The sequence below is a fragment of the Providencia sp. NPDC089933 genome (assembly GCF_049545585.1).
Lineage (GTDB): Bacteria > Pseudomonadota > Gammaproteobacteria > Enterobacterales > Enterobacteriaceae > Providencia > Providencia huashanensis.
Genome location: NZ_JBMWDT010000025.1, coordinates 25,592 through 37,693 on the forward strand (window position 1 = coordinate 25,592; position 12,102 = coordinate 37,693).

Consider the following 12,102-nt stretch of genomic DNA (forward strand, 5'->3'; position numbering starts at 1 on the left):
ATGAGCTTAGACGCACGTAACATGACACAAGGCGGGCAAGTTATCAAATACATGCTAAGCATGTTTATGCAGATAACAAACCTTATTGTGTATTGGACAACCATTATTGGTGTTGTAACTTTTGTTGCATATTTACTTTCTATAATGAAATGGATTTACATAAAGAATGGTCTTTTTTATTTTTACATAAAACATATGGTTTTAAATATTGGTCTCGGGAATAAGGAAAATATTTATAAAAACGAATATGTTGTTTCAGTATTGGAAAACAATGAAATCATAGAAAAAAAACTGACAGTCGCAAAAATTATCGATAGTCCGTACTTTGTCGAGTGTGGGCGTTTATTAAAAGAAAATGCATTTGAAGCATTTGGTGTAGGATTGTTTGTTTATTTGTTTTTATCAATTGCTATTTTTTATTATTTAGGACGAAAAGGTGCTCAACAAAGGAAAAATGATTTAATCGGTGGGCGTTATCTTGCTAACTCAGTAAAAGAAGTCAATAAATACCTTAAAGCAAGAGGTGAGCAATCCGACCTGAAAATTGGTGATTTGCATATTGTAAAAGACAGTGAAATTCAAAATATTGGCACACAAGGAACAGTAGGAACAGGAAAAAGTACCATTATCAATAGTTTTCTTATGCAGGTCAGAGCTGCCAATCAAAGAGCGACCATTTATGATAAAGGGAATAACTTCATTAAACTTTTCTATCGAGACGGGAAAGATATTATTTTAAATCCGATGGATGCACGATGCCCCCGATGGGATTTATGGCTTGAATGTTTAGATAAGGCTGATTTTGAATCATTTGCATTGCCTTTAGTTCCTGACAGTAAAGGTGATCCATTTTGGAATATGTCAGCCCGTAGATTGTTCGTTTCCACCGCTGAAAAAATGAGAGAAGACCCTGATAGGTCAATAAAAAAATTATTAGATAGATTACTGTCATTTTCTTTATCTGATTTACAAAAATACGTAGAAGGTACAGATGCTTCCAGTTTAATTGATGGTAGCGTTGAGAAAACGGCTATGACAATACGAGCCGTATTAGGGGCTTACGTCAACGCACTACGCTATTGTGAGCATTTAGATAATGCTACTGGTGAGCCTTTTGCAATACGTGATTGGGTACACAATGCAGACAAAGATTCGTGGATATTTATATCCAGTGATGGGCGATTAGAAACTGCACTCAAGCCATTAATTACCACATGGCTTAATATTTTAATGCAATCAATCTTATCCCTTAGTGTAGATAGAAAAAGACGGATTTGGACGGTATTGGATGAGTTAGCGAGTTTAGGCAAATTACCAAAGTTACAAGATTTTATGCAAGAAGCACGTAAGTTTGGAGGAGTGACTTTTATCAGTATTCAAAACTACCCACAACTCGAAGAACTTTATGGTCCTAAGTCAGCAAGTGCGATTTGGGATCTGTGTAATACCACTATCTACTTTCGTGCTCCGAGTAGTTCTGTTGCTGAGTGGGTTCAAAAAGAGATTGGCGAAATTCATCATAATAAATTCCAAGACCAATACAGCTACGGTGTCGATACGATTCGTGATGGTGTTAACTTTTCTAAGAATGATACAAGAGACAAAATTGTAAGTTATTCCGACATTCAAAACCTGAATGATTTAGAGTGTTATGTATCATTAAAAGGAGATTACCCTGTTGTTAAATTAAAACTTGCGTACAAAGCCTATCCTGAAATTGCCGAAGGAAAAATTGAAAGGCGTGATATTGATATTTCCAAGGTGGAACTCGTTACAGAAACGAATGAAGATGAATTTGTTGATAAAGTTTTCAATACGCCAAAAAGTAATAATGATGGGAATGATACTGGCAACACACAATCCGACCAACAAAGTAGCGGAATTGAAAAGGTAATGACGAAACCCAAAATAGCAGATTTAACGGCTAATCCAAAACCATTAAGCAATGAGCCTATTGAAGCAGACCCGAACGAAAAATATAACGCTGAAAATAATATCATCAAGAAAAATAAAGACAAAGATGATGATGGTTACAGTAATTTAGTTGGCTTTTAATTAATCATAAGGACAAAAAATGTTATCACTTTCAAGAGTTAGCAGTGCCAGTGGTGCATCCAGTTACTATGAGCAAGAAGATAATTATTACTTTCTTGGTGAAGCCACAACAGCATGGTTTGGCAAAGGAGCAGAAAGTTTAGGACTTAGTGGTGCTGTTAATCGGGATGATTTTAAGCATGTATTGGAGGGTAAATTACCCAATGGCGAAAGTTTAGAGCATATGGTTAATGGTGAAAATAAACATAGACCAGGCTATGACTTAACTTTTTCTGCACCTAAGAGTGTATCCGTCCTTGCCTTGGTTGTTGGCGACAAAGCTGTATTAGACGCTCATAACAGGGCTGTAAAGTTTGCTTTAACTGAAATAGAAAAATCCGCGTCAACGCGCATAATGAAAGAGGGTGTTGTCTATATTGAGCAAACGAATAACATCACCGCTGCGTTATTTATGCATGATACAAATCGAAATTTAGAACCTGCTCTGCATACTCACGCTATTTTAAGCAACATTACAGAGACTAAGGATGGGGACTGGAAAACATTATCAACGGACAAATCACTGGAATCTAACGCCTTCATTGAAACCATCTGGAAAAATCCTATTGCATTTGGAGCTTTGTATCGTCAACACCTAAAACCCGATTTAGAAGGGTTAGGCTATAATCTAGTTGAAGCTGGTAAATATGGGCAATTTGAAATAAAAGGTGTGCCAACTGAAATGTTTTCATCTCGAAGAAAAGAGATTGAAGATGCGGTTGGTAAAGATGCAACCGCAAAACAAAAAAGTGTTGCGGCTAAAGATACGCGAAAAAAGAAAGATTTTACCAATATCGAAGAAGTTAGAGAAAGCTGGAAAAAACAGTTATCAGAAACAGGCTTTGACCCTGAAAAAATCAAGAATCATGAGAAAATCATCAGCACAAAAGGTAACGATGTTGATATTAAAGCCGTTGTTAAGCAAGTTATTAAAAATTTAGAAAAAAATAACGCTAAGTTCACGCAAGATAAACTCTTATCACAAGTGATTAATTCTATTGGAATAGAACGTTTTGAAAGCATTAACAGTCTAAGAGATATTATTAAAGAAGAAATAAAAGAAGGCTATTTAGTTCCCCTTAAAAGTAATGGCGACCTTTTTACAACTTTAGGTCATTTAAAAAGTGAGACTAATGTTGTAAAGTTAGTTTATCAACTTTCAGATGAAAAAATAAAGTTATCATCAAAGGATAGTTCATCTTTAGCTAACTATATGGTCAGTAATGACAGTCAATTTAAGTCTATATCAATTACAGGTAATAATGAATTTTCGATTAAAACATTAGACTCAATTTCTCAACTGGCAAAGGAAAATGAGAAAAATAGTGTTGTGATTGTTCCTGATAATAAGACAAAACGATTCATTTCTGAAAATATGACAGGTGATACTAAGGTTTTATCCGTCCGCGATGTTAGTACCGATAAAAAAGAGTTACTACAAAATTCAATTGTTTCAATATATAAATCTGAAAGCATCAAGCTAGATTCAATTAATGATATTTTGAATAAAGCTAAAAATGAAAATTCGATTGTTGTTTCCATTGATACTAAAACAAGAACTAACGAAGGTATTTTTAGTGATGTGCTAAAGAAAGCGGATGTGGAAACATTCAGCTTTTATGAGAGTAATAAAAATAAGCAGATTTATTTTGTTAGTGATGTTGATAAAGGTGACAGATTAAAAATTGCATCAAAGCAATATATGACGTTATCAATTAATAATAAAGATGCCATTATTCAAGTGCATGACAACAAAACAAAACAGCAAGTCAATAATGCGATTAGGGGACAGCTAATTACACATGGTTTGCTTTCGGAACGCAGTGTCAACATTAGAAACGAACAACAAGTTTTTCTATCGGATGAAAATAGAAATCTACGGAATACGTATAAGAAAGGACTCATCCTCGATAATATAAAAGAAAATAAAAGATTTAAAATTGTGGATGTTGATAAAGCTAAAAATGCGCTTTTGCTGATTAATGACGAAGGCGAAAGGTCTAGACTATCGATTAAAGATATTGATAAAAACTATAACCTTATCGAAGAAAAAAATATAAACTTGCGTATTGGCGAGAAAGTGAAAACATATCAACGCACTGGTAACTTAAAATCAAATTCTGAATATACAGTATCAGCCATTAGAAAAGGAAATTTCTTATTTGGGGAAAAAGTATACCTAGAAGATAAAGAAGGAAGAATAGTATCACTAAACCCTAAAAAAACAACTAGCCTTGATTATAATTATAGTGAGACGTTTGGCTCATCCTTGAACTCAAACAGAACCGTGATTGCTATTTTGAATAAAAATGATGTTTCTAGTACCACGATGAATAAAATAAAAAAAAGCGGTGATTCAATTATTGCCATAACAGGTATGAGTAAAGACAGTGCTGAATCTAAAATTGAAAAGGTAGATGCAGGGATAAATCATATACCTAAGAATACAGGGAATATTTTTGATACGATTTCAAAAATCAATGAGATGAAAAAAGATACACTTAGCGATTTTGATAAAATTATCGAATTAAGTATTGATAAATCCAGTGGTGGGAACGTCTTTTTCAATGGTGCAGCCGTTGTGATGAATGCGACTAACCTAGATAGCAGTTTATCACTAGAGAAAATTACAGATGCAATTAATGTTCGTATAGAGAACGGTCATATTATCCCTATCACAAGTACCGCATTGACTGATAACTATGTGAAAAGAGAAACGTTTAATAACGAAATTAATATTGTCAAACGTATATTCGAGGGTAAAAATAAAGCGACACCGATTAGTTCTGATACATCCCTTTTAGACAATAATAAATCTTTAACGAAAGGGCAAAGAGCCGCTAGTGAGCTTTTATTAACGTCTAAAGATTCGATTATTGCTATTCAAGGTTATGCAGGGGTTGGTAAAACCACTCAATTTAAAACTGTAGCGCAAGCGATACAAACCACTCGACCTGATATTACATTAAGGGGGCTTGCACCAACACATAGAGCTGTTTCGGAGCTTAAAGGTGCTGGAATTGAATCACAGACAATAGCCAGTTTTACTCAAGAAATGGCAGTGAATGAATCTCAAGCAAATTATAAAAATACCGTTTTCATTATCGATGAAAGTTCCATGACAGGAAATAAGGGATTGAGTCAACTACTTGATTCCATAACAGGTAGTGGGGGCAGAGTTATTCTGTCGGGTGACAAAGACCAATTAAAATCCTTTGAAAGTGGCGTTCCTTTTAAATTAACTCTTGAACGTAGCGCAATCGATCATGTTGTCATGGATGAAATAGTACGACAAACCCCTGAATTAAAACCTGCGGTTGAAGCTATCATTCAAGGAAAAGTGCAAGAGTCGATTTCGGTTATCCAAAAAGTGTCACCTAACACTGTCCCTCGCTTAAATAAAAATAACAGGTATGTGCCTGATTATTCCGTTATAGACCTCAAAGATTTAAAACGTAATCAGAAACTGGAAATAATCACGCAAGATTTTGTGAGTCGGACGATTGATGCCCGTAATGATACGTTTATTATTACACCACTGAATAGTGATAGAAATGCGATTAATGAAGGCATTCATGATTTGTTAGTGAAAAACAGAGCGTTACCAAGTGGCGTTGAAATTAAAACGTATGAACGGGTAAATAATCAAGAGTACGATATAAAAACCACGCAATTTTGGCAAAGCAATATTGATAATACCGTTAAAATTAGTAATAACTATTTCAATATTGATAACGTTAATAAAGACGGTGTTATTACACTCACCAACTTAGAAACAAAACAAGAATTTGCTTTTTCAGCCTTAGAAGCTGATCCACGAAATATTTCTGTATATAAGGAGCGAAATATTGAAGTAAGTGTCGGTGATAAAATGCGAATGACCGTGACGGATATTGAACAAAATGCATTTAACAATGATGTTGGGGTTGTAAAAAGTATTGATAAAGAGCATGTGACGATAGATTTTAGTGGGCGTGAAGTCACATTTGACCCACAACAACATAGTGGGAAACACATTGATTATGCATACGCTATCACATCATATTCTTCTCAAGGTGCATCAATACCTTATGTCATTGTCTATGATGGTTCAGAAGATAATAAACGTAATTTAGCCGCCTTAGATAACACTTATGTTGAATTATCTCGAAGTAAAGAACATGTCCAGTTATATGTTGATGATTTAAAAAAATGGGAAAAGCACATCGAATATAACACAGGGGAACGAGTAACCGCTCATGCCAAACTGAATTATTCCGAAAATCAAAAAGCTAACATTTCACTAAAAGAGTGGAACGAAAGCGCGGATATTTCAGGCAAACTGGCTGAAAAACTCCCTGATAGCTTGCAAGATATCGCGAAGTATTCAAGTAAAGCCCAAGAAATTTTACTGTCTGTTCATGATGAATACGGAGTGCAACGAGGTAACTATCATATTCCTGTAGGTATCTTTAGTGGAACATTAGATTTTGAATTGGCGCATTACAAAGGGGCTGATGATGGCAGCATTATCGTTATTAATAAAGGTGATAATGAGTTAACGCCAGTTGTCTATGAAAAAACGGATATAGAACAAGCGATTAATAATAATTCAACTGACAGTTCTATCATTATTAAGTTGGATGAAAAAGATAAAAATGATGCGAATCAGCTTGAATTAACAAAAGAAGAAATTTCGTTGCAAGAAGCGATTGAAGAAATCATTCACAGCAAGGATAAAACAGAAATCAATATCCCAATTGACGAGAAAAAAGAACGGCTTATGGATAATATCATTGATACAAAAGAAGAAATTAGCCACGGTATTGATTATATCAATGAGCCTGACAGTAAAGAGAGTGATAAACGGATCAGGCATGATGAAGAAAATATTGTCAGACATCACCCCGAAAAAGAATCAAGTAAAAACATGGATATTAATATTTAGTAATATCATGAATTTATTCTTGTTTTTTGTGAAAAAGATTCCTAGTATTGAGGGTGTATGAAAAATAAATTTGACTGGTTAAAACAGCTAAGAAGATGTCAAAACATGAGCACACTCGATACGGTTAGTGTGCGAATTATGGCTAAATTAGCCGCCAAGGAAAAAGAGCATTTTCAGTTAGCACTAGACCATCGCAAAGCTGAAATTGTCATGAATCAGTATTATGATCACGTTCCCGTTTCCGTATGGAAATATGTCGAGTAATAAGGAAAAATAATGTCATTAACCACTGAACAAGAGTATGAAGTTACCACTACAATTATCGGTAGTGTTACTTCACTCCGAAAATTTGCAAAAGAAAAAGATCTCTCATGGCTCAAAGCTACCCATGAAAAATTTGAAGCTATTATTAAAGAGCGTGAAGAAGAAGAAGAGATGCTTGAACTTGAGCGTCAAGAAAAAGAACAAATTAAGCAAAAAGTATTAGAAGTCGCTGCACAAATGGGATTAGACCCTGCAACAATTTCGTTTGATGATGACGCTAAATCAAATAAGAAAAAGAAAAAATCCTCAAAAGTGACTCAACCTAAATATCGTTTTATGAACCCATTGACAGGCAAAGAAGATACTTATAGTGGTCAAGGTAGAATGAAAAAAGGGTTAAAAGTGCTTTTAGACCAAGGGCATTCATTGGATGAATTTTTAATTGATAAAAATGAACATCAATAAATTACTAATCACAGCTATTATTTCTCTATCTGCATTGCCCCTTTTGGGGCAGTGCAAACCCCTATTCATCGGTGACTCATTAACGTATGAACTCGCCATGAGCTACAAAGAACGTGCGCCAGTAGATGCTAAGTTTTTAGAAAGTACAGGGCTTCAATCTACAAAGCTACTGCATTGGCAAAACTACATACAGAAAATCAATTTTCAACAGTACGACACGGTTTATATTGTTCTTGGTACAAACGATTTGATTCATCAGTCAGATGTACAAGCCTATCAACAAAAGGCTATGCAGTTTATTGATATCATTAAACGTAAAAACAAAAATATTGTTTGGCTCTTACCGCCAACATTAAAAAATGAAAAGAAAAATGCGTTATTAAGCAACACAAGGCTTGCTATAAAAAGTGCGGCATATCAAGAAGGTATAAAAACGCTAGACATGAGAAACTCACTAGGAAGTCAGTATACAGCCATTATCAATGGTGTTCAGATAAGAACAAACGATGGTATTCATATTACTAAGAATGGTGCTAATGCAGTAATCACTAACCTAATAAAGATTAAATATGAATAAAGAGAAAATTAATAGTACCCAACTAAAGGAAATTCAATGAAAGAAAAAGAAATAAATTTAGAAGGAAAAAAGGATAGCTTAGAAAAAGCTATTATAGGTATTATGTTTTTTTGTGTTGCAATAGGTTGTTTTCTTTTTATTTTTGGAAAAGCATCTGCTGCTGACAGTGTTATTGCTGCGTCAACAGCAGGTTTATTCATGACGGCATTGCTGACATTATATATTGTTTTTATTGAGAGAATTGAAAGGCTACATAGTAAATAGCGGTTTTTGATATAAATGAATCTACCGCGCTTCGCTTGCTCAACTACGACCCGACAAGCAATAAATTGCTTGTCTCTCGCAGTTATATATTAACTGCGTTTACAGTTATTATTCTATTGAGGTAAAAATGTATCTACATATCGTTCCACTACTATTTCATCGAATGGCTAATGATTGTAGTTTAAAGTCTATTACTATTCCTGAATTGGATTTAAAAATAGAAAGTGATTTATTATCAACTAAAAGACCCTATCCGAACAAAACGATTTGGGTTGGGATGTTAAAAGGTAGAAAAGCAATTGAAGGTATTTTACTAGAAACGAAAAAAGAACTCACATCATTCGATGTTAAATATGAATGGCAAATCGAAGATATGGGTGTTATCGAACATAAAATTACTACGTACATTGAAGATTCAGATTTTGATTTAGTATCACATAAAATATGTCTAAATGATTCTTTTGATGGTTGGGAGAAAAGGCGGCATCGAGATTATGGTAATAAAGCACCCATCTATATAGAACCCATGATGGAATCACTAGCTTATGAGATAGGCGCAAGAGATAGTTATGATGTTTGGACTGAATACGAATGGGGCAATTTTTTAAATCAAAGAGAGGAAAGTTTGCTTTTACACACTATTCAATCGGAAAGGCTAAATTGTAAATACTTTGATAGACTGCCTAAAATTGAAAATGCCATTCCAGTTTAAAATACTTAAAATTCTCCACCCTTTGATAGAACCTCGAGAGAGCTAGAAAAATTTATTTTTTTAGTCGGATCGAGGTTAGTTTATTTATGATTAATGTATTATAGCAACTTGACCTGATTAGCATAAAATCTAGGGGAAACTTCATCAAAATTAGTGATCAACCGGTGGAGGAAAATCATAAAATTCAACCGCGACCAGGGAAAGGTAAAGCCTTATTTTTTAGATGGTTATAATTCTTAATTTAGAACAAATTTTTTGATGTAGATATTGCTCTTATCTCAGTTAGCTAGCTCATGTCTATAGAATTAAATGATTTCAGAGATTTCTTTAGTCGGTAATATTGAGCATGTTGAATATATTGGTTCAAATCGACCCACTTTTTTTCATGAAAAATTTGGATATCATTAAATGCCAGACCAGCCATAGAGAAACGTTCATTTTTTTCATTGAGAGATTCTTTACACCAAAATAAATAAGCGTCACCGATTGCGAAACCATCATCCCAACTTTCATGAAAGCCTGCTTGTATAATAGAATATTTAAGGCAACGAAAGAGTAAGGATTTTGTTCTTAGATAATTAACGTATTCATTCGCAAGAGAAAAATTCGCAAAAAAGCAAATACGATAAATCCCCTCATTCGATGGGGTATTCTTTGTTTTTTCAATTAATGTTTTATGTGGGAACATATCAGGGAACCATCGTTTGGCTCTAAAGGTATAGTCATTAATTGCTTTAAAGTTGATTTCTTTATCAATACGATAGACATATTTTCCCATATGGACTCATTCTTTCTTTAATCTAAATTGGCAATTAATTTAACTACATAATTTTTAGAGACTGTTTTAATTTTTGTATTTTACGCTCATTTAGCATGGCATACCTGAAAGATACATCATAAGAAGAAAATCGATGTTTTAGAATATGACGGTAAATTAACCTAAATACACCAGAACCCCAAAATGAGCCTAGCTGGTTAACAATTGCAATGTTACGCTTAATTGTCCTGATTTTTCTGAAATTATTCATACACCCTCTCATTTAAAATATGCTAGCTTTGATTTTTTTCTGAATCGTTATATTCACAAATTAAGACCCCTTTACCATCATAAAGAGCCATTAAATTTTGTCTTAGTATGTTTTTAGGCAATTCGCTTATATCTACAATAGCATCATCTGGGAATTTATTAAGTGCATCTTTAAGCTCTTTAACTGTTTTGAATTCATATTCAAGCATTTTAGTTACCCTCTGTTCGTTGTTTACTATCCGTTTATACCTTTAACGCCTTTTTAAGGCGATAAAATTGTGCGTGTTGAATGCCTGATAATTGCATAATTTCAGCATCCGTTAACGATAATTTACCTGATAATTTTTCAGTAATTAATTTTTGAGCTTTAAGCGCGTTATCTGATACTGGACGACCTTTGTACTTTCCCTTTTGTTTAGCTATGGTTATCCCTTCTTTCTGGCGTTGGCGTATGAATGAACGTTCGAGTTCTGCGACAGCAGCTAACAACGTGATCATGAATTTGCTGGTTGGGTTTTTATCAAATCCCATCTGATTATCAATAAATTCAACCTTAACGCCCTGCCCTGTCATTTCAGATAAAAGGGTTAATAGGTCTTGAGTATTTCTGGCTAACCTATCTACTGATTTTACTCTAACCGTGTCACCATCACGTAATTGTTGTTTCATGGCGTTGAGTTCTGGACGGTCAGCGGATTTACCTGACACTCTATCAATGAAAATCTTATCGCATCCGACAAGCGCATCTGTTTGACGTTTTATATTCTGTTCTTTCGTACTTACTCGAACATACCCAAATATCATTTATTGAACACTCTAATTACTAGTTGAAAAATAGTGACCATAATCGTCTTTAATATGTTTACCTTTTTGTGATAGTGCTACTAACAATGGTTGAATAGCATTGTAGGTTGTGTCACTCATTCCTAACTGCTTTGCATTGAGCGAGTTGATTGTATTTGCCAGAGTTGACAATGTGGCGTTTTCAGGGAGTTCATTAATAATATTTTTAAATGCGGCTTTATCTTCTGCACTGATATCAATGTTTATACCTGCTAGCAATACATCAACAAGTGTATCAATTTCATCTCGTTTAGTAGCTTCACTAATTGGATTTAGTTTGTTCATTTCATTTCCCTTCATTTTGTATCATTAGAATGGTGTAAAAGATAATGTATCATTTGTATGCTAACCATGAGTCATATGATACATGAATGTAGCTTACCTCACAGTATATCATTTAGCTATACCTTAATGATATAAATAAAAAGCACTCTCGTTGAGTGCTTTTTATTCGATATGATACAAAGTATTGTGACAGCGTCACATTCATTTAAATAAAGTTTGGGTTTTGGCTGTAGTTTGAGTTTGAACCTGACTCAGTGATAAACAATAAGGTTACAGTCAATACAGCAAGACAAGCCAACAAAAAATTGAATGTCTTTTTATGCTTACCTGTTTTTTCCTTCTTCACAAAAAAATATAGCGTTAAGCAATAGACCAGAACTTGAGTGATAATCAGTAAATAGAACATATATCTCCCCTTATATATAGATCCACCTTTCACTTAACACGTAAGCCGCAAAAATTTCAATCAAAATCCCCCCCCCCTGATCCTATAATTATATAATTATATGATTATAGGATTATAGGATTATATGATTATATGTTGACATATATCTAAAGTATGCTTTAATGATTACATGATTACATGATTACATGATTACATGATTACATGATTACATGATTACATGATTACATGATTACATGAT

General features: G+C 33.9%; 12 protein-coding genes. 7 read left to right on the top strand and 5 right to left on the bottom strand.

What is annotated here, in order from left to right; translation table 11 throughout:
* The 7 genes from traD (at nucleotide 1) to ACPEH5_RS22105 (ending at nucleotide 9,303) form a co-directional block, all read left to right on the top strand.
* A complete protein-coding gene (gene traD / locus ACPEH5_RS22075) occupies nucleotides 1-2,055 on the top strand; it encodes a type IV conjugative transfer system coupling protein TraD (protein WP_423727213.1) in 2,055 nt (684 codons plus the stop codon).
* 19 nt (nucleotides 2,056-2,074) lie between these two features.
* Nucleotides 2,075-7,021, top strand: coding sequence for a MobF family relaxase (gene mobF, locus ACPEH5_RS22080; protein ID WP_423727214.1), 4,947 nt, complete (start codon nucleotides 2,075-2,077; stop codon nucleotides 7,019-7,021).
* A gap of 57 nt (nucleotides 7,022-7,078) precedes the next feature.
* Nucleotides 7,079-7,285: an Hha/YmoA family nucleoid-associated regulatory protein gene (locus ACPEH5_RS22085; protein WP_272678916.1), complete on the top strand. Its 207-nt coding sequence runs from the start codon at nucleotides 7,079-7,081 to the stop codon at nucleotides 7,283-7,285.
* Nucleotides 7,286-7,297: 12 nt separating this feature from the next.
* Entirely contained in the window at nucleotides 7,298-7,750 is a 453-nt protein-coding gene (locus tag ACPEH5_RS22090; protein ID WP_423727215.1) for an H-NS family nucleoid-associated regulatory protein, read from the top strand.
* Nucleotides 7,737-8,327, top strand: coding sequence for a GDSL-type esterase/lipase family protein (locus ACPEH5_RS22095; RefSeq protein WP_423727216.1), 591 nt, complete (start codon nucleotides 7,737-7,739; stop codon nucleotides 8,325-8,327). Before ACPEH5_RS22090 ends, ACPEH5_RS22095 begins: the two co-directional genes overlap by 14 nt.
* Before the next feature lie 36 nt (nucleotides 8,328-8,363).
* Entirely contained in the window at nucleotides 8,364-8,591 is a 228-nt protein-coding gene (locus ACPEH5_RS22100) for a hypothetical protein (RefSeq protein WP_423727217.1), read from the top strand.
* Between the two features lie 127 nt (nucleotides 8,592-8,718).
* The gene (locus ACPEH5_RS22105; RefSeq protein WP_423727218.1) at nucleotides 8,719-9,303 is read left to right on the top strand and encodes a DUF6012 family protein; all 585 of its coding nucleotides are present in this window, start codon (nucleotides 8,719-8,721) and stop codon (nucleotides 9,301-9,303) included.
* A 286-nt stretch (nucleotides 9,304-9,589) separates the two neighbouring features.
* Here the strand turns inward: ACPEH5_RS22105 and ACPEH5_RS22110 are convergent, their stop codons facing one another.
* From ACPEH5_RS22110 to ACPEH5_RS22130, 5 genes are all read right to left on the bottom strand, one after another.
* Nucleotides 9,590-10,081, bottom strand: a complete 492-nt coding sequence (locus ACPEH5_RS22110; protein WP_423727219.1) for a hypothetical protein — start codon at nucleotides 10,079-10,081, stop codon at nucleotides 9,590-9,592.
* Nucleotides 10,082-10,353: 272 nt separating this feature from the next.
* Nucleotides 10,354-10,539 (bottom strand): hypothetical protein, encoded by a 186-nt coding sequence (locus ACPEH5_RS22115; protein WP_281111369.1) that lies wholly within the window; start codon nucleotides 10,537-10,539, stop codon nucleotides 10,354-10,356.
* Between the two features lie 34 nt (nucleotides 10,540-10,573).
* Complete coding sequence (locus ACPEH5_RS22120; RefSeq protein WP_423727220.1) at nucleotides 10,574-11,134, bottom strand: recombinase family protein; 561 nt, start codon at nucleotides 11,132-11,134, stop codon at nucleotides 10,574-10,576.
* A 12-nt stretch (nucleotides 11,135-11,146) separates the two neighbouring features.
* The gene (locus ACPEH5_RS22125; RefSeq protein ID WP_423727221.1) at nucleotides 11,147-11,458 is read right to left on the bottom strand and encodes a hypothetical protein; all 312 of its coding nucleotides are present in this window, start codon (nucleotides 11,456-11,458) and stop codon (nucleotides 11,147-11,149) included.
* Nucleotides 11,459-11,663: 205 nt separating this feature from the next.
* Complete coding sequence (locus ACPEH5_RS22130; protein WP_281111366.1) at nucleotides 11,664-11,864, bottom strand: hypothetical protein; 201 nt, start codon at nucleotides 11,862-11,864, stop codon at nucleotides 11,664-11,666.
* Between the last annotated feature and the right edge of the window lie 238 nt (nucleotides 11,865-12,102).

Excerpts from the sequence above, each read along its gene's own strand:
- traD (WP_423727213.1), top strand. The coding sequence starts at position 1 with ATGAGCTTAGACGCACGTAACATGACACAAGGCGGGCAAGTTATCAAA.
- mobF (WP_423727214.1), top strand. The coding sequence starts at position 2,075 with ATGTTATCACTTTCAAGAGTTAGCAGTGCCAGTGGTGCATCCAGTTAC.
- ACPEH5_RS22085 (WP_272678916.1), top strand. The coding sequence starts at position 7,079 with ATGAAAAATAAATTTGACTGGTTAAAACAGCTAAGAAGATGTCAAAAC.
- ACPEH5_RS22090 (WP_423727215.1), top strand. The coding sequence starts at position 7,298 with ATGTCATTAACCACTGAACAAGAGTATGAAGTTACCACTACAATTATC.
- ACPEH5_RS22095 (WP_423727216.1), top strand. The coding sequence starts at position 7,737 with ATGAACATCAATAAATTACTAATCACAGCTATTATTTCTCTATCTGCA.
- ACPEH5_RS22100 (WP_423727217.1), top strand. The coding sequence starts at position 8,364 with ATGAAAGAAAAAGAAATAAATTTAGAAGGAAAAAAGGATAGCTTAGAA.
- ACPEH5_RS22105 (WP_423727218.1), top strand. The coding sequence starts at position 8,719 with ATGTATCTACATATCGTTCCACTACTATTTCATCGAATGGCTAATGAT.
- ACPEH5_RS22110 (WP_423727219.1), bottom strand. The coding sequence starts at position 10,081 with ATGGGAAAATATGTCTATCGTATTGATAAAGAAATCAACTTTAAAGCA.
- ACPEH5_RS22115 (WP_281111369.1), bottom strand. The coding sequence starts at position 10,539 with ATGCTTGAATATGAATTCAAAACAGTTAAAGAGCTTAAAGATGCACTT.
- ACPEH5_RS22120 (WP_423727220.1), bottom strand. The coding sequence starts at position 11,134 with ATGATATTTGGGTATGTTCGAGTAAGTACGAAAGAACAGAATATAAAA.
- ACPEH5_RS22125 (WP_423727221.1), bottom strand. The coding sequence starts at position 11,458 with ATGAACAAACTAAATCCAATTAGTGAAGCTACTAAACGAGATGAAATT.
- ACPEH5_RS22130 (WP_281111366.1), bottom strand. The coding sequence starts at position 11,864 with ATGTTCTATTTACTGATTATCACTCAAGTTCTGGTCTATTGCTTAACG.